This window comes from Chryseolinea soli (genome assembly GCF_003589925.1).
Lineage (GTDB): Bacteria > Bacteroidota > Bacteroidia > Cytophagales > Cyclobacteriaceae > Chryseolinea > Chryseolinea soli.
On sequence record NZ_CP032382.1, the window covers coordinates 444,747 to 468,216 of the forward strand.

Annotated in this window: 14 protein-coding genes; 8 read left to right on the top strand and 6 right to left on the bottom strand. The window is 51.1% G+C overall.

The window, feature by feature from the left end:
- Nucleotides 1-55 precede the first annotated feature (55 nt).
- Entirely contained in the window at nt 56-1,030 is a 975-nt protein-coding gene (locus D4L85_RS01670; protein WP_119752689.1) for a polyprenyl synthetase family protein, read from the bottom strand.
- Between the two features lie 193 nt (nt 1,031-1,223).
- Between D4L85_RS01670 and corA the strand changes: the two genes are divergently transcribed.
- Entirely contained in the window at nt 1,224-2,240 is a 1,017-nt protein-coding gene (corA, locus tag D4L85_RS01675; RefSeq protein ID WP_119752690.1) for a magnesium/cobalt transporter CorA, read from the top strand.
- On the opposite strand, the gene D4L85_RS01680 is transcribed toward corA, so the two are convergent.
- A complete protein-coding gene (locus tag D4L85_RS01680; RefSeq protein ID WP_236849097.1) occupies nt 2,237-3,478 on the bottom strand; it encodes a hemolysin family protein in 1,242 nt (413 codons plus the stop codon). The two genes, corA and D4L85_RS01680, sit on opposite strands and share 4 nt — an antisense overlap.
- Before the next feature lie 191 nt (nt 3,479-3,669).
- A complete protein-coding gene (locus D4L85_RS01685) occupies nt 3,670-4,416 on the bottom strand; it encodes a GumC domain-containing protein (protein WP_119752692.1) in 747 nt (248 codons plus the stop codon).
- A gap of 478 nt (nt 4,417-4,894) precedes the next feature.
- Between D4L85_RS01685 and D4L85_RS01690 the strand changes: the two genes are divergently transcribed.
- The 4 genes from D4L85_RS01690 to D4L85_RS01705 all read left to right on the top strand — a co-directional run bounded on the left by D4L85_RS01690 (nt 4,895) and on the right by D4L85_RS01705 (nt 12,320).
- Complete coding sequence (locus tag D4L85_RS01690; protein WP_119752693.1) at nt 4,895-6,850, top strand: KUP/HAK/KT family potassium transporter; 1,956 nt, start codon at nt 4,895-4,897, stop codon at nt 6,848-6,850.
- 150 nt (nt 6,851-7,000) lie between these two features.
- Entirely contained in the window at nt 7,001-7,372 is a 372-nt protein-coding gene (locus D4L85_RS01695; RefSeq protein WP_119752694.1) for a VOC family protein, read from the top strand.
- Nucleotides 7,373-7,507: 135 nt separating this feature from the next.
- Nucleotides 7,508-9,931 (top strand): ABC transporter permease, encoded by a 2,424-nt coding sequence (locus D4L85_RS01700; protein ID WP_119752695.1) that lies wholly within the window; start codon nt 7,508-7,510, stop codon nt 9,929-9,931.
- Between the two features lie 31 nt (nt 9,932-9,962).
- Nucleotides 9,963-12,320, top strand: a complete 2,358-nt coding sequence (locus D4L85_RS01705) for an ABC transporter permease (protein WP_160143480.1) — start codon at nt 9,963-9,965, stop codon at nt 12,318-12,320.
- Nucleotides 12,321-12,357: 37 nt separating this feature from the next.
- On the opposite strand, the gene D4L85_RS01710 is transcribed toward D4L85_RS01705, so the two are convergent.
- Both D4L85_RS01710 and D4L85_RS01715 read right to left on the bottom strand, forming a co-directional pair.
- Nucleotides 12,358-12,966 carry a hypothetical protein gene (locus D4L85_RS01710; RefSeq protein WP_119752697.1) on the bottom strand — a complete coding sequence of 203 codons (609 nt, stop codon included), beginning with the start codon at nt 12,964-12,966 and terminating at the stop codon, nt 12,358-12,360.
- Between the two features lie 339 nt (nt 12,967-13,305).
- Nucleotides 13,306-13,866: a nuclear transport factor 2 family protein gene (locus D4L85_RS01715; RefSeq protein ID WP_160143481.1), complete on the bottom strand. Its 561-nt coding sequence runs from the start codon at nt 13,864-13,866 to the stop codon at nt 13,306-13,308.
- Between the two features lie 325 nt (nt 13,867-14,191).
- On the opposite strand from D4L85_RS01715, the gene D4L85_RS01720 reads away from it, so the two are divergent.
- The 3 genes from D4L85_RS01720 (at nt 14,192) to D4L85_RS01730 (ending at nt 21,024) form a co-directional block, all read left to right on the top strand.
- Nucleotides 14,192-16,579: an ABC transporter permease gene (locus D4L85_RS01720; protein ID WP_119752699.1), complete on the top strand. Its 2,388-nt coding sequence runs from the start codon at nt 14,192-14,194 to the stop codon at nt 16,577-16,579.
- Nucleotides 16,580-17,002: 423 nt separating this feature from the next.
- Nucleotides 17,003-19,951, top strand: a complete 2,949-nt coding sequence (locus D4L85_RS01725) for a hypothetical protein (protein ID WP_119752700.1) — start codon at nt 17,003-17,005, stop codon at nt 19,949-19,951.
- Complete coding sequence (locus tag D4L85_RS01730) at nt 19,951-21,024, top strand: hypothetical protein (RefSeq protein WP_119752701.1); 1,074 nt, start codon at nt 19,951-19,953, stop codon at nt 21,022-21,024. The genes D4L85_RS01725 and D4L85_RS01730 overlap by 1 nt, the downstream gene beginning before the upstream one ends.
- An 80-nt stretch (nt 21,025-21,104) precedes the next feature.
- On the opposite strand, the gene D4L85_RS01735 is transcribed toward D4L85_RS01730, so the two are convergent.
- Nucleotides 21,105-23,384, bottom strand: a complete 2,280-nt coding sequence (locus D4L85_RS01735; RefSeq protein WP_228450742.1) for a patatin-like phospholipase family protein — start codon at nt 23,382-23,384, stop codon at nt 21,105-21,107.
- Nucleotides 23,385-23,470 lie beyond the last annotated feature (86 nt).

Below are 23,470 nucleotides of genomic sequence, written 5' to 3' on the forward strand. Positions count from 1 at the left end.
TAGTGTAGTGTGTGGTGTCTGAATCTTGTTGGTGAAGAATACCAACACGGGCGGGTCAGTTGCTGCGGTCGATCGTGAATTGGACCAGTTGGATGAGCGACGTTTTGTAGGGCGATTCGGGGAAGTCTTTCAGAAGGTTGAGGGCGTCCTGGTGATAGCGGTCCATGACCTGTTGGGCGTAATCGATGCCGCCTGATTTTTTTACAAAGGCGATGACCTCTTTTACTTTTTTTGGTTTGTCGCCATCGTTTTTTACGATCCCGATGATGCGGCGCTTCGTGAGCCAATCGGCTTTGCTGAGGGCGTGGATGAGGGGCAAAGTCATCTTCTTTTCCTTGATGTCGATACCCAGCGGTTTGCCGATCTCGTCTTCGCCATAATCGAATAAATCGTCTTTGATCTGGAAGGCCATGCCGATGTTTTCGCCAAAGCGGTGCATCCTTTTCACCACATCGTCGGGGGCGCCGCTGGAGCTAGCGCCCACAGCGCAACAGGAGGCAATAAGGGAGGCCGTCTTCTGGCGAATGATGTCGTAGTAGACGGCTTCGTTGATGTCAAGACGACGCGACTTTTCCATTTGCAGAAGCTCTCCTTCGCTCATCTCGCGTACGGCTTCCGTGACAATGCTCAGCAGGTTAAAATCTTTGTTTTCCAGGGAAAGGATCATGCCTCGGGAGAGCAGGAAATCGCCAACCAATACAGCGATCTTGTTTTTCCAAAGGGCATTTACGGAAAAGAACCCCCGGCGGTAGTTGGCCTCGTCCACCACGTCGTCGTGCACCAGTGTGGCCGTGTGGAGGAGCTCGATCAGGGAGGCGCCGCGATAGGTGGAGTCGTTTATGGTACCGCTCACGCCGGCGCTGAGAAACACGAACATGGGGCGCATTTGCTTGCCCTTGCGTTTCACGATATAGCCCATGATCTTATCCAGCAGGAGAACACGGGTTTTCATGGAGGCCCGGAATTTTTGTTCGAATTCTTCCATCTCACGGGCGATGGGAATCTTAATATCATCCAGGCGTAAAGGCATCGCCGCAATAATACGCATTGATTTCAAAGCGTTGAAGTATTTTAGTGTATTAAGTATCGCCCAACCTAACCCCGGCGGAAACCCAAAACAAAGAATACCACGCCGTGCCTATATTTACTATTTTAGAAGAACTTTTACCCCCCGGCCCCCATAAAACAACCCTCATAGATACCTGTTTTAAAGCATAAGACCCATGGTGACCAAAGCAATCGACATGTCTCCCACGACCAAGCCCGGAGTGATCCTTGAACTGATCTCCTACAATCGCGAAAAATATAACAAGATCGACAGCACCGATCCCGACGAGCTGCTCACCCACCTCCAACCCGACCAGGTGAACTGGGTCAACCTCGACGGCCTGGGCAACATCGATATCATCGAAAAGCTCCAGGCCTACTTCTGCCTGCACCCCCTTTTGGTGGACGATGTGCTGGCCGACCAGCGCCCCAAAGCCGAGGAATATGACGACTACCTGTTCTTTACCCTGAAGATGCTCTACAAGATCGATGGCACCTCCATCGACTACGAACAGATCAGCTTTGTGCTGGGCAGCAACTTCCTGGTTTCCTTCCAGGAAAAAGAGGGCGACCTCTTTGAAGGCTTCCGCGAACGGATCCGGCTGGACCTGGGCAAAGTGAGAAAGAAACACGCCGACTACCTGCTCTACCGCCTCATCGATATCATTGTCGACAACTACTACAACGTGCTGGACCGCGTGGGCGACATCATCGACGAGATCGAAGAGACCGTCTACGAGAATCCCAGCAACGAAACCTTCTACAAGATCCAATCCCTCAAAAAGGAATTGATCTACCTCCGCAAGGCCCTCTACCCGCTGCGCGACGCACTGAGCAAGATCGTGAAGGGTGAATCGGAATACGTGAAAGAGGAGAACATCCGCTACTTCAGCGACGTCTATGATCACGTTTCTCACATCATCGATTCCATGGACACCTTCAAGGACCTTACCTCCAGCCTCATGGACATTCACATCAACGCCATGAACACCAAGATGAACGAGGTCATGAAAGTGCTCACGGTGATCTCCACCATCTTCATGCCGTTGACCTTCATCGTGGGCGTGTACGGGATGAACTTCAAATTTATGCCGGAGCTGGATTGGAAGTATGGCTACTATGTTGTGTGGGGCATCATGGGCCTTATTTTTATTTCCATGATGATCTACTTCCGAAAAAAGAAATGGTTCTAGTCGACGGGGCTTTCACCTTCCCAGGTGGCTTCCACCAACTCGGGCAGGGTCTTGTTCAATTTCAGGATCTTGAATTTATAACCGAAAAGAACAAACGTATCGCCTTCTTTCAACGACGGCTTGTGAAAGGTTAACAAGCCCGACAGGGTCTCGTATTCTTCGGATTCCGGGAATGGATCTTCGACAAATTTATTGATATCGTGCAACGACGACTGGGCCACGATCTGGTACACGCCCTTGTCCTGGGGGGTCACGATCTGTGCCTCGTGATCGTGTTCGTCCTGGATCTCGCCCACCAATTCTTCGATGATATCTTCCAAGGTCACAATGCCGATGGTGCCGCCAAATTCGCTCACCACGATGGCCATTTGTGTTTTGCGCCGCTGGAATTCGCGGAGCAACACGTCGATCGGCTTGGCTTCCGGGATGAAGTGCGCCGGACGCATCACATCCTTCAGGCCCTTGCTGCCTTTTTGCACATACACCGCAATGATGTCTTTGGCGTGTACGATACCAATGATCTCGTCCAATGAGCTTTCGTAGACGGGGTAACGCGAATAGCCTTCTTTCAGCACGTGGTCCATGGCTTCCTGGATGGACAGGCTGGCGTGCATGCCGGTGATCTTCACGCGGGGCACCATCACCTGGCGCACGACGCGGTCGTCGAAGTCGAACACATTTTGGATCAGTTCGCGTTCGTTGGGTTCGATGGCACCGCCTTCCTCGCTTTCGGCAATGATCAGTTTCAATTCATCTTCGGAGTGGATCTCCTGTTCGGTGATCGGCTTCACGCCAAACACTTTCAGGATGATGTTCGCCATGCCGTTCAACAACCAAATGAAGGGGCGGAACACGTAATAGAAAATGCGCAAAGGAACCGATACCCGCAGCGTGGTGGAGGTGGAATAGCGAATGGCCAGCGACTTGGGTGCCAGCTCTCCAAACACGATGTGCAAAATGGTGAGCATAGCAAACGCAACGGGCAACGCTATGCGATGGGCCAACGCTTCGCTGAGTGTCAATCCAAGCCCCGACATGGCATTTAAAATGATTTGCGACATCACGTCCTCTCCTACCCAGCCCAAACCGAGGCTGGCCAGGGTGATGCCCAGCTGCGTGGCCGCCAGGTAGCCATCGAGGTTGTTGATGATGTTTTGAGCGGCCCGTTTAGACAAGTTTCCTTTCTCCAGCGCGATCTGCGAAGAGCGCACCTTCACGATGGCGAATTCGGCTGCCACGAAGAAACCATTTAATAAAACGAGGAGTAAGGTTACAATAACATCAAAGGCCATACAGGGATTGAGAATTGCAAAGGTAGTAAGAAACTGAGGGTTGTATTGCGATATTTTTTATGAAGGGATCTTTGGGGAGTAGAAACAAAAAAGACCCCTGCAACATCGCAGGGGTCTTTTTTTGGGGTTGGGGGTGATTATAATTTCGCCTCCAGCGTGGTGATCTTTTCCTGTGCTTCGGCTTTGCCGAGCGACAGGGCTTTCTTATAAAGCTCGATCGCTTCTCTGTAGGTATCTTTTTTCTTGCGGGGAGCCAGTTTGGTGCGGGCGGCAGCTTCTTCCACAGCCTGTCCACGGGCGTAGTAGGCGTCGGCTTCCGTCATTTTGCTTTGGATCATCAACTCTTGCACGCGGGCTTCGATGAGGGCAAGCTCCTGCGTTTTGGTTTCGATCTGGGTCTGTTTGTCGGTCAGCTCAGCTTCCTGCATCCCTACCGTGGTGATGAGGTTCGCGTTCTCGTTGCGATATTTATCTACCTGCTCCTGGAGGCCGGCAATTTCCTGTGTTTTTGCTTCCAGGTCGGCTTTCAACTTCTTGATGGTCTTGGAGAAGGCGTTGGCGTTAGACTTGGAGGTCTTCAATGATTTTTCGAGGTCGTCGATCTTCTTTTGGGTATCGCGCACATAACCGTTGATGTCCTTCATGCGGGTCTTGTAGTCATCGTAGGTTGTTCCTTCCACCATGTTCACCCTTAGCAGTTGACGGCTGGCATCGATAGAATCCATCATGGCGCCGACTTCGGTCAACGTTTGCGCCATCTTTTGACTGGTTTCCAGTTCAATTTTCAGGGAATCTACCTGCGATTGCAGTTGTTCCTTTTCTTTGGCTCCACAGCCAGCAAGAAGGGCAGCTACAGGTATAATAAAAGCAAGCTTTCTAGTCATAAAGGATTGGTTTTGGGGTTATTGAACAAAAATACCATTGATTTCGATGCTAAAAGAGGCGGTCTGGCAAATTATTTTTTTTAACGGTTAAGGTGCGTATTGAGCCGTTAACCCACCCCAGCGGGCGAGAACAAGCCCAACATTATCTTGTTTTACTTTTGGTATTATTTAAAGGAAGTTAAATTTGCGACGTTTAGAACGATACTTAGAGCCATTTCATGCCCCCACTAAATAACCACGCGTATGCGTATTGCTGACCCGGGCAAACCCCATATGCTTCACGGGGAAAGTTCCTTAAGCCTGGCACTGGCACCCGGCTTTTCCCTCATCGTGTTTCTAGTCCGGCCCCTTCTCGAACTTCTCGCTATACCTCACACTTCTTCAACGCAACTCGAAAAGCGATTAAGCTCCGCTTTCTTTTTTAAGCAACGCAACTCCTTCTACATGACAACCCCCTCGAAAGGCGGGGTATAAAAGCATGGCCATATCAAACGAAAAATATCAGACCCCACTATCGTTCGGGGGGGTCCTCGTTTCCCTGGGAATCATTTACGGTGACATCGGCACCTCGCCGCTATACGTTTTCAAGGCCATCGTCGGCACGCAGGTGATCAACGAGGAACTGATCCTCGGTGGCCTCTCCTGCGTCGTGTGGACCCTGACGTTGATCACCACCCTCAAGTACGTCTACCTCGCCCTCAACGCCGATAACAAAGGTGAAGGTGGAATTTTCGCACTCTATGCTTTGGTGCGCCGCTACAAGGCAGCGTGGGTGATCTTCCCCGCCGTCATTGGGTGCTGCACGCTGATCGCCGACGGGTTCATCACACCCGCCATCAGCGTGTCGTCGGCCATTGAAGGATTGCGCATTTTGAATCCGTCCATTCCCACCGTCACCATTGTTATCGTGATCATGGTGGCGCTGTTCATCTTTCAGCAGTTCGGCACCAGTGTGGTGGGCAAAACATTCGGACCGATCATGCTGGTGTGGTTCGCGGCCATCGCCGCCGTGGGCATACACGAATTCTACGATCATCCCTATATCTTCAAAGCCTTCAACCCGCTTTACGCATTTAATCTCGTCACCAAATACCCTGGCGGCTTCTGGTTGCTGGGCGCTGTCTTCCTGTGTACCACGGGAGCAGAGGCATTGTATTCCGACCTCGGTCACTGTGGCAAAGAGAACATCCGCTTCGGATGGGGTTTTATCAAAGTGTCGTTGCTTTGCAACTATTTCGGACAAGGCGCATGGTTGCTGGAGCATCAGGGCCTTCCGCTGGGTGACCAGATCCCTTTCTACGCCATCATCCCCGAGCCCTTCCTCATCTTTGGGATCATCATCGCCACCATGGCGGCAATCATTGCCAGCCAGGCGTTGATCTCCGGCACGTTCACGCTGGTGAACGAAGCCATGAAACTGAAGCTGTGGCCCAGTACGCGCGTCCGCTACCCCAGCAAACTGAAGGGACAAATCTATGTGCCGGCCATCAACTGGATCCTGCTGGTCGGTTGCATCGCCGTGGTGCTCATCTTCCAGGAGTCGTCGGCCATGGAAGGCGCCTATGGCCTGGCCATCACCGTGAACATGTTGATGACCACATCGCTGCTGGTATTTTATTTCATGACGGCAAAAAAATCGACGTTCCGCTCCGGCGCATTGGCATTTTTGTTCTTCTCGCTCGAGGGCATGTTCCTCATCTCCAACCTCAACAAGTTCCAGCACGGCGGCTGGTTCACCTTCTCCATTGCGTTCCTGTTCTTCATCATGATGTACATCCTCCTCCACGCCCGCGGCCTGCGCGACCGGCATACGGAGTTTGTGGATTTGAAACATTATGTGGGCATGCTCCAGGATCTGCAGGCCGATGTTTCGGTGCCCAAGGAATCTACCAACCTGGTGTATCTCGCCATGGCCGACAGCAAGCGCTACATCGACTCGAACATCATCTATTCCATCTTCAAGAAAAGACCCAAGCGAGCGGATGTGTTTTGGTTCCTGCATGTTGAAACGGTCGACAGTCCGTTCAGCAGTAAGTATGTGGTGGACACCATCATTCCCAAGAAGTGCTTCTTTGTGCGCATCAAGCTGGGATTCAAGACTGACCACCGGGTGAATCTTTTGTTCAACAAGATCATTCACGAGATGGCCGATTCGGGAGAGATCGATCTCACCAGTCCGTATCCTTCGCTGCATAAGTACAGCATGATGTCGGACTTTAAGTTTATCATCTTGCATTCGTGGGCCTCGTCGGATAGCGAGATCTCGAGCTTTGACCGGGTGGTGATCCAGGGGTACCGTCTGTTGAAGGAACATAGTCTTTCGACGGAGGAGCTTTATGGAATAGAAGCCGCCAACCTGGAGGTGGAGAAGGTTCCGATTCAGGTGGGACCCATGGCGAAGGTGAAGATCAAGCGGGAGCGGACCGACGTTTAATTCAGTTTTAATCGCCTCGCCTCTGCTAGAGCCTCGGCGAGCACAAAAAAATTTGTAAAGAGCCCTCCTTCGCTGAAGCTTTGGCGAAGGAGGGCTCTTTGCTTTCCTGGCGTTTTACTTCGATCTTCATCCCCCATAACCTCTCACATCATGAAGACTCCCGGCTATTATCTTCCGATCATGCCCTATCTTATCGTTGACAACGCTGGGGCATTCATCGACTACATCAAGAACGTGTTCAATGCCAAGGAGGAATCTCTCCACAAGCACGACGATGGCAGCGTGATGCATGCTGAGTTCAGCATTGGCAAAGCTGTGATCATGTTCACCGATTCGACAAAAGACTACAAGGCCTTCCCGGGCGGAATGTTCCTAGTGACGTCTCAGGTGGACGACTTGTATGCCAAGGGCCTGGCGCATGGCGGAACATCTTCGCAAGAGCCGGGCGACCGCGACTACGGCCGCAGCGCCGGATTCAAGGACCCTTTCGGCAACCAATGGTGGCTCTGCAAGACGGAATAAGCTTATCCGATTGCGGACACCTTCGTTCGGTTATGGCCGGAGATTTAATCAAAATCGCACTTTAAGCCTCTAAAAGCCGCTTTTGCCGTACTGGCATTGATATTGGGTACAACGTTTCCAATCTATCTAATCGCTATGCTCAAAAATTATATCACGATCGCCCTGCGCAACATCAGCCGGAATAAAGCCTACTCGGCCATCAACATTTTTGGATTGTCGCTGGGTGTGGCTTGTTGTTTATTGCTGGCGTTCTATATCCAGGACGAATTCAGCGTCGACAAGCACCTGGCCGATAGCGACAACCTCTATCGCATTGTCACCCATTTCGACAGCGAGATGGTCATCGACGAAAGCGGCACGGCCTCACCCCCCATCGCTATGACGGCGAACGACGAAATTCCGGAGGTGGTGTCGGCCGCGCGGCTGGTCAGTCCTCCCGGTGTGGGCGAAAGCCTTATCAAATACGAAGACAATATCTTTTACGAAGCCGGAGGCTTCCTGGCGGACTCGACGCTGTTCGACGTGCTGACCTATACGCTCACGGAAGGCAATCCGAAGAAAGCGTTGGCAGACGCCAACAGTGTGGTGATCTCCCAAACGATGGCCAAAAAATTATTTGGGAACAGCGAAGCCTTGAACAAGATCATTAGCATCAGCCAGGGAGGTCCGGCCGCCGATTTCAGGGTCACGGGCGTATTCATGGACAACCACAAGAGTCATGTGATGCCACACTTCTTCACCTCCATGACCAGCACCGGTTGGGCTGAATACATGCGCTCGGATGATGCGCAAGGCGAATGGGCGGGGCAGAATTTTGTGCCTTCCTATCTCAAACTCGCCCCCGGTCACCGTCTGAAGGACGTCGAAAAGAAGTTGAATGAAATGCTGCAGCGTCACGGCGCCGAGGACATGAAGGCACTGGGTATCCCGAAGACGCTTTCGCTCGAGCTGGTGAAGGACATTTACTTGTATTCGGATGTACACCAAAGCCCGCGCATCGTCTATATCTACATCATCGCTTCGATCGCGGTGTTCATCCTGTTGATCGCCTGTATCAATTTCATGAATCTCTCCACAGCCAAAGCTACCAAACGCGCGGGCGAGATCGGGTTGCGCAAGGCGATGGGTGCAGTTCGCAGTTCGCTGATCGGACAGATCCTGGGCGAAGCCATGATCATCGTGGTCATCTCCATTTTGATCAGCCTGGTGATGGTGCAGCTTGCCCTTCCGCTCTTCAATGCCCTGACGGAAAAAAATATCTCGTTCAATTCCGGCAACGCCACCTATGTGATCGGCGCGTTGGCGGCGCTTACGGTCGTCACCGGTTTGCTGGCCGGCAGCTATCCCGCGTTCTATCTCTCCTCGTTCCAACCGGCACAGGTGTTGAAAGGAAAGGCCGTCGTGAGTGGAGGCTCCGGGCTCTTGCGCCAATCGCTGGTCGTGTTCCAGTTCATGATCGCCATTGCGTTGGTCTGTGGCATGCTCGTTATCGGAAGTCAGCTGCGGTATATTGAAAACAAAAATCTCGGTTTCAATTCCGACGCGCTCATCGTGCTGCCGATGCGCAGTGGCAACGCGTTGAAGAATGCCAAGGCTCTGCAACTTGAATTGCAGCGTGTGGCGCATGTGAAAAAAGTTTCTTCGGCCGCCTATGTACCGGGCTCGCAAGTCTGGAGCGATTTCTCGCTGTATGCCCAGGGCGGCAACATGGACAACGCGGTCGATCACCTGAACATTCACGTGGGCCCGGGCTACACCGAAATCCTCGACCTTAAGATTCTCGCCGGCCGCACCTTCTCCGAAGATACGGCACAGGAAAAAGAAGGCAATCTTGTCATCAACCGCACCGGCGCCAAAACCCTGGGCTTCGAACCCGAAAAGGCCGTAGGCCAGGAGTTGTACACCGAGTGGCAGGGGGTTAAATACACCTTCCATGTTATTGGAGTGATGGAAGACTACCATCAGAGTACGCTGAAAGAAAAAATCAGACCGACGCTTTTTCAATTGTTTGAGACCCGGAGTCCCGACTATGTACTGCTGAAAACGGATACCAAGCATTTCAAAGAAACGATCGCCGACGTAGAAAAAGTCTGGAAGACCATGATCGACGACACCCCCTTTGAATACACCTTCCTCGACGAAAACATTCGCAAGAACTATGCGCAAGATCGCAAAGTGTCGGCCATCATTACCACCTTCACGCTGTTGGCCATGCTGATTTCGTGTTTGGGCTTGTATGGCCTGTCCACCTTCATGGCCGAGCGCCGCTTCAAAGAGATCGGCGTGCGCAAAGTGCTGGGCGCCGATGTGCGCCAGATCGTGGCCCTGATGTCGAAGGAGTTTGTGAAGTTGGTGCTCATCGCCTTTGTCATTGCCGTGCCGCTGGCGTGGTATGCCATGTCGCGGTGGCTGGAAGGATTTGAATACAAGACCACCATCGACGTACTCATCTTTGTGTATAGCGGCCTGGCGGCGCTCGCCATCGCGCTGGCAACCGTGAGCTTTGAGTCAATCAGAGCGGCGATCGCCAACCCGGTCAATGCCTTGCGAAACGAATAACCCCGACAACCTTCACCCTAAACCTACCGATATGCTGCGCAACTATTTTGTCATCGCCTGGAGAAGCCTGCTGAAAAGCAGAGTGTATTCCTTCATCAACATCGCAGGCCTATCCATTGGGTTGGCGTGCAGCATTTTTATTTTTTTGTGGGTGGCCGACGAGCGATCGTGGGATAATTTTCATGAAAAGAAAAATGAGCTGAACCGCGTCTACATCAACGCGCTCGGCGACCACGGCGTGCAAACGCAGATGGCCGTGAACTTGCCCCTGTGGGAAGAGCTTAAGCATGAACGCGACATCGTCCATGTGGCCCCTACCGATTGGGGCCGGGAGTTTTTGTTAACCTATGGTGAAAAGCGATTGTACAAGGCTGGGTATTACGTGGGCGACGATTTCCTGAAGATGTTTTCATTTCCGGTAGTGCAGGGATCGGTCGAAAACCAATTGACGGACCCATCCACCATGGTCATCACCGAAAGCACGGCGAAAGCGTTGTTTGGCAACGAAGACCCTATGGGTAAGGTGATCCGCATAGACAACACCGTAGACCTCACCGTGACCGGCATAATCAAAGATGTTCCCTCCAACTCGACATTTCAATTCCAGTGCCTGTTGCCCTTCAGCACCTACACCACCCGCGAGCCCTGGACAAAGGAAGCCTTGACGCAGTGGTCCAATAACTCCTTTAACCTTTATGTAGAATTTGCAAAAGGCGCCGATGCGCAGGCCATCGAAAGCCGCGCAAAGAACATCATCAAAAAACACCGCGAGAATACCACCCAGGAAGTAACCTTCCTGCCCATGGAGCGCTGGCGCCTCTTTGGCGAATTTGAAAACGGCAAGAGCACCACGGGCACCATCGTGTATGTGCGCATGTTCACCATCATCGCCCTCTTCATCCTGGTGATCGCCTGCATAAACTTCATGAACCTGGCCACAGCCCGCTCCGAACGACGTGCCCGCGAGGTGGGCATCCGCAAAAGCATCGGCTCCAAACGCAAAGATCTGGTGATGCAATTTCTTGGTGAAACCTTTTTCATAACGATCCTTGCTTTCATGCTTGCGCTGGGATTGGTGGAAGGCCTGCTGCCGCTGTACAACGACCTGGTGGACAAAAAACTGTTCATCGACTATGCCAACCCCTTGTTGTGGCTGGTTTCGGTTGGCGTTATTGCGATGACCGGTTTTATTTCCGGCAGTTATCCCGCGCTCTACCTCTCTTCCTTCCAGCCGGCCGCTGTGCTGAAAGGAAAAATGCAGACGGGCAAGAGCGGCACCACGCCCCGCCGGATGATGGTGACCCTCCAGTTTTTCTTTTCCATCGTCCTGATCTTTTCCACGATGGTGATCTACAAACAACTCAACCACCTCAGAAACCGTCCCACCGGCTACGACGGCGAACGCCTGGTCACTATTGGTTCCGTAGGCGACATTCCCAAGAATTACAACACCATCAAACAAGAGCTGCTGGCTTCTGGCCTGGCCGAAAGCGTCATGCGATCGTCGAGTCCCATCACGGCCATCTATGGGTTCATGGAATTGAACTGGGCCGGCAAGCGCGAAGATCAACGATCGTCGTTTGCCGTCATCGGGACGGATTATGACTATACGAAAACCCTTGGAGTGAACATGCTCCAGGGCCGCGACTTTTCCAATGCCTACAACGACTCTTCCTCGATCATCCTAAACCAGACGGCCGTGGACTATATTGGCCTCAAGAATCCCATCGGGGAAACCGTGACCCTGAACGATCGCCAGTACACCGTCATCGGCGTAACCGGGAATGTGATCATGAATTCGCCACAGCGGCAGATCGATCCCACCCTACTCCTCTTCGACCCCAATTGGATGAGCGACGTGACACTCCGGTTGCCGGAAAATAAAAATACACAGGAAGCCTTGGCCGGGGTGGAAGCGATCTTCAAGAAATACAACCCTTCGTATCCATTCACCTTCCGCTTCACGGAAGACGAGTTCAATCGCAAGTTCACCAACATTCAACGCATCGGCCGCCTGGCCAATCTGTTTGCCGGCTTGGCCATCCTGATTTCCTGTCTCGGGCTCTTTGGACTCGCCGCCTTCACGGCCGAGCAGCGCACGAAAGAGATCGGCATTCGCAAAGTACTGGGCGCAACGGTGTCGAGTGTGGTGGTGTTGCTCTCTAAAGAATTCACGAGGCTTATTATTGTGGCTTTTGTGCTCGCAGCACCGCTGGCCTGGTGGGCCATGAACCAGTGGCTGCAGGGATATTATTACCGGATCTCCATTCCGTGGTGGATCGTGGTGGGTGCTGGGGGTGTGGCCTTTATGCTGGCGATTGCCACCGTAAGCTTTCAGGCCATTAAGGCTGCCGTTGCCAACCCTGTGAAATCGCTGCGCAACGAATAGCGCGGCGATTGAGTGGATGTTAAGAAGCGTCCGGTTTCTATTTCACTTCATAATATAATTTGTTCAGGTCCTGTAACTGACCTGGGAAGATCTCCACGGTTTCTGCACAGCGCAGGATCATCCGTTTTATGTCCGCTTCATCTTTTCCCTTTTCTACCGGCGCGTTGAAAGTAAGCATCTGGTCGAAACAGATGGCAAAAACGTAAAATTGCTTGCTGATCGTTTGATTATCCTTCGGCATATTCAAAGTCCAGAGCAGCATCGGTTTGTTGTTGATGTTCAGGTATTCCGCTTTGCCTTTTAAGGGGCCTGCGTTCAATTCTTTCTCGATGTAAGTTTGTTCATACTTCCGATAGGCTTCGAGGAGGCGCTTTTGTTCGGCTTCGTCGGGGGCCTTTGGGTTTTGGAGGAAAGGAATGATCGTCGCCTGGAGAAGCCTGCCGTCGACCCAGAGGAAGTCGGGGTTCTCGGTGTTTCTCACCGAATCGGCCTCGATGCGGAACGTAAAGGAGTTGGTGTGGCCATTGTAGACGACCATCACACCGTAACGGGCTTTAAGCTTGGCCGTTTGGAATTCCTCGGCCTGATATTGGGCTTGGGTGCTCAGTGATGCGAGGAGAAGGAAAATGAGGAAGAAGTTTTTCATGGTGTAAGTTTAGTCGCAAAGGCGCAAACACGCAACTTCCACGCTCACGCTTTGATGGTGTTTTCGCCGGTCCTTAGGGATGTTTCTCTTCACCAAAAAGTTGACGGCGGGAACATGTTTTATGTTCCACCACCTGTTGCCCACGAATTCCTCAAATTCACCCGCCCCTGTTGGTGTTCTTCACCAACAAGAATTAAGGCGATAGATCATTGACGGATCGAATACATACTGCAAGGGAAATGCCCATGTTGTTAATGCTATTCACATCAAGCGCTTGCGGCCTGAATGATTAGCACCCGATGCTTGTTGGTGAAGAACACCACAAGGGCGAGGCGGGACTCAATTGATCACCCGCTCTTTCACTTTGTCTTCCACCGGCACAAACGTATAGCCTTGTTGCTTCAGGGCATCGGCTTCGTTGTAATACGATGATGCGTAGGTGATCTTTCCATCGATGACCTTGTACACCACGTGGATCTTGATCGACACTGGCGGGCGTCCATTTTTATACGTCACACCGAGCGAGCCCCACTCCAGCACCCAGTCACCTTTGAGCGGGCCCTCCGCTTCGGTGTGTGACAGCGCGGTGATGCGGTCGTATTTCATGGAACCGTAGACATTTTCCCAGTTCTTGCGTGTCCTTTCCAGGTAAGCGGCACGTCTGGTGGTATCGCCCTTCACAGGACCGTGGTCTTTGAAATTGGGGGCCATAAACATTTCCATGGTGGCAACGTCGCCGACCAGGCTGGCCTGGATGTATTGATTCACGATGGCTTTGTTCCGTTCACCCACTTCTGCCGCATTAACCGTTTCGTCTTTTTGGGGGGCAGCGGTGGGTTTGTCGCACGAGGTCACGCTCATCACTATGATGATCATGGCCATTAAAGCTAAACCTTTCATATTCTGAGTTGGTCAGTATTCAAAGCAATACAAACACTCCTCATCATGGTTCGCCGACGATGAATAACATGGCAGGAAAATATGTGCTTTTTATTACCGGCTAACGCGGTCTGGTGTCTATCTAAATTTACGCAGAACGCGCCGAAAAGTAACGGCTTCGGCACTGAATTTTAGCGAAGTGTTTAACCCCTTGTCGCCCGGTGGCGGACGATTCTGCACGTCTTCGTCCAACCTAATTTCGCGCCAACGGCTCAAATCACCTGCATTCAACGTTTTACGCATGGCATTGGAATTGACTTAGCGTGAACGACTAATCTGCTACCTTATGTTCAAAAGCTACTTCATCACCGGCCTGCGCAACCTGACGAAACAGAAGGCCTATTCCTTCATCAAAATCATCGGACTCGCGTTTGGACTCGCCGCCAGCATGATGATCTATCTCTACATCGAAGAAGACCTGAGTTACGACACGTTTCACCACAACTACGATCGCATCGTGCGCCTCCTCACCATCGATAGCGCCGAAGGGGTGAGCAGCAAGCACGTCGGCGTGACCCAACCCATGCTAGCGCCCACCGCCGAAGCGGAACTGCCTGAAGTGACGGAAAGCGTGCGCTTCACGGGCGGCGGCCGCTACGACCTCCGCTATGGCGACAACATCCTGAAATGCGAAGCCGCGTTCCGTGTGGACCCTTCCGTGTTCGACGTATTCGACTTTCCCATCCTGGAAGGCGAGAAAAAAGGCGCGCTCGACAAACCGGGTTCCATCGTGATCACCAAGACCCTGGCAAAAAAAATCTTTGGTACCGAAGAAGCGGTGGGCAAGACCGTGAAACTCAATCAAACCACCGACCTGTTTGTGACGGCCGTCATCGCCGACGTCCCTAAAACATCGCATTTGCAATTCGACCTTCTTCACTCGCTGGTACCCGGCCAAAATGAGGACGGTCTGCGCCAGGCATTGGAAACCTGGCAAGGGATTTTCACTTTTTCTTATCTCCTGCTGGACAAACCTGCCAATGTTCCCGACCTGAACGCAAAGCTCCAGGCCATCACCAAAAAGAACAACGCTTACCAGTTTTTTACCCCCGATGTGCAGCCACTGCGCGATGTTCATTTGAAGTCAAAGGAGATCCTGTTCGAAACAAACGCAAACAAATCGGATATTCTCAATGTGTATGTGCTCTCTACCATTGCCGCCCTCATCCTGATTTTGGCGGCCGTGAATTTTATGAACCTTGTCACAGCAAAATCGGCTGGACGGGCGAAGGAAGTGGGCATGCGCAAAGTGATTGGTGCGGTGAAATATCAACTCGTCGGACAACACCTGATCGAGTCTATCGTCGTAACAGCCGTGGCCGCTATTCTGGCGGTGGCGATCGTATTTGCGGCAGTGCCCGTGCTGAATAGTACCTATCAACGCTTTGCCGACGTCATGATCCTGTTGCGTCCATCAAGCCTCCTGCTGCTGGGCGGATTGGTGTTGGTAGTGGGTGTTTTGGCCGGAATCTACCCGGCATTTGTATTATCGGCCTTCAAGCCCATCCTGGTGCTGAAAGGATCGTTCAAAAATTCGACGCGGGGCATACAACTGCGCAAGGCCCTGGTGGTGCTGCAATTCACCATCTCCATCGCGCTGATGGTGGGCACGGGCATTGTCTACCAGCAAATGCGCTTCATCTACAGCGCCGACCTGGGCTATAGCCGCGACCAGGTGATCACCATTCAACAAAACGGCGACGCCGTGAATCGCGCCACCGCGTTGAAGACCGAGTTGATGCGCAATGAAAATATTATTTCCGCAGGCACCTCCTCCGCACGCGTCGGACAACAATTGGGACGCACCAATATTTTCCCCGAAGGTTCCACCAGCGAAACCAACATCATCACCAGCGTCATGGTGGCCGACGAAAATTTCATTCCCACCATGGACATGAAAATGGCCGCCGGCCGCAACTTCTCCGTCGACTTCGCCGACTCCCTGTCGATGATCGTGAACGAAGAAATGCTCCGGCTTTTGAAGTGGAATGATGCGATTGGCAAAAAGATCGGTTTGCAATCCGGCGCCACTGTCGCCGACCAAACCCAATACACCGTCGTCGGCGTCGTAAAGGATTTTCATTTTGCTACCATCCGCCACAAGCTGGAGCCCATGTTCATGCTCTATAACAAAGACAACAACGCCTTGTCGATCAAAATAAAAGCCGGCGACATCCAGAACACGCTGGCTTATGTGGAAGCCACTTGGAAAAAAGTGAATCCTGGCACCACCTACGAGTATGCCTTCCTTGATGAACAATTCGCGAACCTCTATCGCAACGAGCAGGCTTTCGCCAATATGTTTACACACTTCACTGTGCTGGCACTCGTCATCGCCGGTTTGGGATTGTTCGCACTGTCGGCCTTTACGGCGGAGCAGCGCAAGAAGGAGATCGGTATCCGGAAAGTGTTGGGAGCAAGTAATGCTACGATATTCTATAAGCTATCGGCCGAGTTCATCGTGCTGATCCTGGTGGCGTTTGTGCTCGCCAGTGGCGTAGCCTATTTTGTGATGACACAATGGTTGAAAGATTTTCAATACAGCATCCAAATCGGCGTGGGCATCTTTGCGCTGGCTGGAGCGGCCTCAGTGATGATCGCCTTGTTAACGATCAGCTTCCAGGCGTTGAAGGCTGCGTTCAGCAATCCGGCGGATGCTTTGCGGACGGAGTGAGCAGCGCTTAACAGCTCTGATCGCTCGACTGTCCCACCGCCGCCCGCCGCCCTTGTTGGTGTTCTTCACCAACAAGCATCGGGTGACGATCATTCAAGCATCCACGCACTTCATGTGAACATGATTTTGTGGCACAGGAATGTTGCGCCAATTTTACCAACGACATTTCGTCGAAAACCACGAAATGTCGTTGGTGTTTTAACACTAGACTCCGTGACATCGGTATCCGTTATCGTTTTTCTATTCTTCATGATTTACTTTTCAACTTCGTTAAACTATCTTTCATTCAGTCATTGAAAGTGACAGTTGTTATGTAAGTAACAAGACCCCTCTATTCTCACCCTCGGCTTTTTCTGATTATTTGATTTGAACGCATTCGCTAGAAGCGCGTGCCGTATATCATTTCCATTTAATCATTTTTTTATGAGAACAAAGACGAACCGTTATCTATCCAACACCACGTTCTTTCCCCACGCATTACACTTCCTGCTTTGGGTGTTCACCCTACCTTGCTTCGCATCTCCGCCCGAGGAGGCCATGGTCAATCAAGCGCTCTTCAAGTACAATGTGCTCGAGAAATACAATGCTTCCAATGAGCGACTCGGGCGGGAGTCCAAAAATGAATACATCATTTTACTAGAGCCCGATTGGCATCTCAGTCCCGACTGGATCGAAGAGCAGGGCAAGACTCAAAAAGTGCTCGCCGGCCGCTACGAGGCACTCAGCAAGATGCTGAAAGATTTCAATGACCTGCGCAAAGACGATCTGCGATTCTATGTCGTCGTCGTGAACGACTACCAGATGCTGTTGAACGAAACCATCGACATCAGCAAGCTGCCCGCGCGCGTCACCAACCTCAGTCAACTGGTACAGCTGCCCGATGTCAACGCTCAATACGACCGGTGCAAAAAAGAGATCGCCCGCATTCCGGCCGGTATTGCCAACGCCATGCTCAAAGCCGGGTACACCAACCGCGTCATCTATTTCTTCAGCCTCATCCGTCTCTTCAAGCTGGACAAAAAAGAAAGGACCTACCGCTACGACAATCTGACCCTTCTAGGCGACGACCTCAAGTCGGCAGAGTCCAAGCTGAGGGAGAGCGCCAAGAAAACCTTCACAAAGACCAGCAACTCCGGCGAATTTGTGCAAGGCGCCGTGACCAGCCTCATCAACGCCATTCACGTGGTCGTTGATGAGGCCGACGACAGCCAACCCGCCGTGGACTGCAGCAACAGCACGGAAGATCTGGTAAACAAGACCAAAGACCTTCGCACAAAACACTACGCCACCGCCGTCACCGAAACGGCCACCCTATTGGACGTAAAAGCAACGGCCCATCAAAAAGGATCAAAGTATCTTCTGGTGGACGAACCGGCCGGGTTTGCCGCCGAAGACCTCTTCACCACCACCATCCTCCCCGACAAACTCACCCTGCTGGCCAACGGCAACTCCGACTACAAAGTCTACGTCGTCTTCAAGGCCATCGACTTCCTCATGCCTGGTGCCGACTGGAAAACCTTCGCGCTGGACGTGGCCGCCAAATCCGTCACCACCAAAACGCCGAACACGATCGTGGTCGTGGTGCCCTACTACAAACTTTCTTGTCTCGCCAAAACTTGGATCGTCACCAGCCAGAGCACCGGTCTTTTTATGCCTGGTGTGTTTTGTGCCGACCAAAGTCTGCAGGCCTTAATGAATGCTGCTATGATCGGGCCGGGCAATACTTGGGAAGCGAATTTTAACCAGGCGTTTAGCTACATACCGAAGAAGTATTATCTGTTCAAATACGCCGTCTCCTATGATTTCATCGTCAAGCGTTTTGAGCCAGTCGTAAGCACGGGCGCCGGTCATAAGGAAATATGCGATCTGCAGATCCTAGTGGATAACCGGCTGCGGAAAAACATCGAGGCCAAGGCGGCGATTAAAAAACAGTTCGACGCCAAAGAACAGCTGCCGGATGTGCTGAAAGAAAACTACGCGATCCTTAGAACCCTGCCCTCCGAGCCCGGCACCGCCTACTTGCTGAAACACGGTATAAAAGAGAGTGCACTGATCAAAACACGGGGATCGGGGTCTACTTTGAACAGCATCGCGGGCGAACAATTTGTGAAATGGTTCGTTGCTGGTCAGGCTGCTCAAGCAGAAGGCACCGCGTGGGCCAGCGCAGCCAACAATCTCGACGCCAGCGTAGACTCACCGGCAGACGCCGTGTTCATTACGGGTGTCAATCCTGTTAAGCTCGAAAAATACTACGACGCGCTCGACAACCTGGGCATGGCTTTGAACTTTGCCGAGTTGGATTGGATAACAGATGGTGCTGGTTTTCTAGTAGCATCGTATTACCAGGATACCAATAGTAAAGTTGTTTATGCCAGCAGCCTAGCCATACCCGTTGGCGCGATAGTCATTCGGACGGTGGTCAAGCGGTTGAAAATTTTGAAGAAAACAGCTCAGGGTTGGGAGTTGGTCGAAGATGCCGTTTCCGTTCTCGAAAATTTGAAAAGCCGGTTGCACACGAAAGGGTGGAGCGACGGTCTGGTGAGCGAATTTGAAAAGGACTTTGTAGGAAATGCAGAAATGCTCGCTAAATTTGATCAGCGTGAGGGGTTGCTTGACGCCTGGGAATTCACCAGCACGCATGTCAATATTCGGAGGCACGTCCCTTCGTTAGAGAAAGTATCAGATCTATTAAACGATGCTGATTTCATTGGCAAGCTCCCCAACGGAAGGAGTGATTTGGATGAAATTATTGACGCTGTTAAGAATCCACTAGATGGAGGTACGGCATCAAAACTGGCAAAACTCTCTGATCACTTAGAAAATGTAAGGCAAGTAGTCAAGAAGCACGCTGGTGTAGATGGCTTTGACAGACTAATGACTGATTTAAAAAACCCGTCATTTGCCATGCAGGATGGTGTTACCCACATGCTCGGCCATGTAAAGAATTTTCCCGAGGGCAAAATCAAGAAATTCGATTATGAATTTGACGGGAATGAGGTGGCCTGCGTCAAGTGTAGATTTGATGTAGAGCTTAGTCCAGGAAATACCCCAAAGCTGATCGAGTACAAAAGTTGGAGCTTAGAAAATATTCCTAACCTTTCGATAAGGCAGTTGACGGAGTATTTTAGAAGTGCCAATACCATAACGGACATTAAGTATGTTTTCAACAAACTTAAGACATCTGATATTAGTGCCATCAAAAGCCAGATGAAGAACCTCTTGTCAGACAACCTGGATGATATTTTCGAAGCAATGCCATCAAGTCTTAGAGAGAACCTATTAGGTGCCGGAAATGATGATAGACTTGATCTATTTGAAGACTTAGTGAGTGATACCGGTTCGAAATTTTATGATTTTATTGAGATCAAATAATGTTCAAGAAAGATCAACAAATAGATAATGTAAAAGCGTTCCAAGCTGGAGAGTACCTCTGTTATTTACACACGGGGAAGGGTATTGTTTGCTCTAATGGATTTGAATATAGTGCAAATACAAAAGGCTCCCTTTATCTGCTTCAGAATAAATTATTTAGACAAAGTTATCGAGGGGAGTTACAAGTGTTTGATGTCGAGCAGAAGGAATGTATTTTTGAGAATGACAAAAATGAATTTCAATTATTTATTGATCCTCGCACCTCTCTAGAGAATGGCATTGCTATTTACGCAACTCAAAAGATTGACAAAAATGAAGAGTATGGCTTATTTGACTTTAAGTCTAAATCCTTTCAAAGAAAAGGAAAGGGAATAAGCACTGCGATTCCAGAATTGCAATTAGGCCTAAACTGGGGGGGCACGCTATCATCCGTAAATGCGATATCTCTTAATAGCGGAGAAATATTATGGTCATTCGAGGATTTCGGGAAATACAATAACGCGAGTGGCGATCAATTTAGTGACGGTGTGAAAAATCTACTGGGTGTTTACGGGTCCAGATTGTGGTTTGGTCTTTTATCTGGAAAAATCCTAGGGCTAAATATCAAAACGGGTGCCTTAGAGCACCAAGTGGGCTTCAAGGAAAGCGATCTTACCCCATTTTCTTACAATATAAAGGAGGGAGATTATCTGCCTTTTGGAGATATGATGCAGTTGGATAAAAATAAAGGAGAGATCATAGGGCTAAGAGACAAATACCTCATGAAAGTTAATTTGGATCAGTCGAATCCCGCGCGAGAGTACCTAAATGTGGGCCAAAGTATGGCGACTCATAAAATCATTTCAAGTTACCGGAACAACGATTTCCCTCTAAACGCAAATTTTATTTACTTCTGCGACGATCGCCAAGGAAAAATCGGCGTGTTTGATCGAAAGAGACAAGAAGTTGTTTGGAGCCATGAATTGGAAATAGAAAAAAGCGGGATCGCACAAATTCTTGAAATGAAATATGCAAACAATCGATGGTATGTACTTGATCGGAATGATACCCTTCACATTCTCGAAAGGTGCTGACATGATCAACAACAGATCGAGTCACCCGTTGCCTTAACAAATTCCGCAGGTCCTCAACCCACCAAGAGTCTTCGGAACCATCACTTCAACAACTCCCCCAACCGCTTCAACTCCGCCTTGTTATCATCAGAATTAATCGAAGAAATAATCCCATACTTCTCCCGCGTCGTCAACCGCCAACTCAGCGAAGCGCGAGAGTTGTTCTGCCGGATGCTGTCCATCTTTTGTAGTATCGGGGTGTAGGACTCGGACTGGTACTGGATGTCGACCCGGTCGATCTTATTATGAAACCAGTACTTCGCCTGGTTGATGAACATATCGCTATTGATGTCCTGGAAATTCTCAAAGTTATTATACACGCTGCTGATGGGCTGTGTCATGTCGTCGATGATGGTTTGCCCGACCTTGGGGGCAATGGCGCCGAGCTTGGGTGAATCGCGAATGGATACGAAGACTATGCCGGATGTGTTCTCGGCGATCCAGTCTTTATAGGCATAGACAAAACGTACCGCGTCGGTCAGTCCGAAGTTATCGGAGATGCCGGCGTCCATGATCTTGATGGCGGGTTCCGTGGGCAGGGTTGTGTTGGGCGTTATGTAGGGGAACGTGGCACTCATGCGCAGGGCAGAAAGAAATCGGAGATCGCCCGCATTTTGATCCTTGAACAACGTGAAGAAATCGATGCCCGCATATTTAGAAAGGTCATAGTTGGGATAGCTCATAATGTCGTAGTTCATGAACGACACGGGCCGGGCGGCGATGTAGAGTTTGCGGCCGTCGTTTACAATGGTGGGCGCCAGGATCACCATGGGGATGATGCCTTGTTGCTCCACGCTGTCGTAGGCTTTGATGGGCTTGTCCATCATGCGCTCGGTGATCTGGTTCAATTGTTCCTCGAAGGTGTAGCCCCGGTCGCGATAATAATAGTTGCCGTTGTATTCAAACTTGGTGAAGCCTACGAACAGGTCGTTGGCCATCAGGCTAAAGATAAGTGGATTGAGGTTGTCGGTTGAGATGCGTTGGCGATGAACTTCAGAATAAGGGTGTGGGTTCTCGCCTTGTTTCTCGCGGAGTTTGAGCTCGCGGAAATAGCTCGCACCGATGAGGCCGCCGGATGCACCCGTGATGAGGATGCTTTGTTCCATGAGCGCACCGTGGGAAAGACTGTCGGCCGTTTGCAGCGCGGTGAGGGTCCAGAGAGCTGCACGCTTGCCGCCGCCGCTGGCGCAGAGGAACACCATCTTTGGTTTTTTGTCGGCCGGGAATTTCTTGCGCCAGTTTTCCAGCATGGGATAGTTCGCGCGCCAGTCGCGTTGCAGATGCGCCGTGTCGTTAAGCACTCTTAGCGAGTTCACGGAGTATTCGGAAGCGGGTTTGAGATAGTCCAACCCAAACGCCTCATAGCGCCGGGTGAGATACTCCTCCCCCACCAGGTGATTCAGCACCAGGAAAAGAATGAGGGCGGTCGTGGCCGACCATCCGCCAAACCAGTATGAAAAGGCGCCGGCCATCATCACGAAGATGGTAAGGAAGATGATGAAGCTCGCGGCGGCGGGAAGCTGGAACGCCGGGTAATCTTTGAACAGGCCCAATACCAGCACGAGCCCGAAGATGAACAGCTCGATGATGACGAGGTTGAAATGGTTTTGGTCGAACACTTGCAAAATGGTCGCCTTGTCATAGAAGCCCGAGTCCTCCACGGGCCTCACTTTCAAATTGAAATCTAAATAGTTGTCGACGCGGATCTGTTTCTTGCGGGCGATGTCCAGCTTCTTCATGGCGCTGGCACGTGTCACTTTCACGTTTTGTTTGATCTTCTCGTCGATGCGGCAAACCACATAGCGGAAGATGTCTTTGTTCGTAAGCCAGAAATACACAAAGAATATGCCCGACATAAACAGGTAGCCCGCAATGAGACCACCCAAGTTCCACGCCAGATCGCCGGCGCGACTGTATTCGTTGTTGATTTGAAACTGGATGATCTCCGTCACATAGACCACCAGGAAGAGCACGGGAATGATGCTGTTGTTGATCACGAACTTTGAAAAAGGCCGGCTCAATGCACCCACAAACGAAAAGCGATGGCCGTCGGTGATGTAGCAGGTAATGTGAAAGGCCGTGATGAACCCCGCCGACACCATGCCAATGATGAAAAAGCTGCGGAAGTTTACTTTGTTGAGATATTCAGGGTCCAGGAAAAGGTAGGGGATGCCCAGGTATTTGCCAAAGCTGCCGGTGACCATGGCAAACAGGATGATCCAGCACAAGATCAACACATGGTTGCGTTTGATGTTGTTCAAGAGCAACTGCGCCGGAAAAGAGTAAACAAGCCTTGGAACTAAAAAATACAGTTTTCTCATAGACCGCTTCAAGGTATGGAATTTTGCTATCATTTAATACGACACGGCATTCCCAGGTAATACCTCCCCACTGGCGGCGTTGCGAT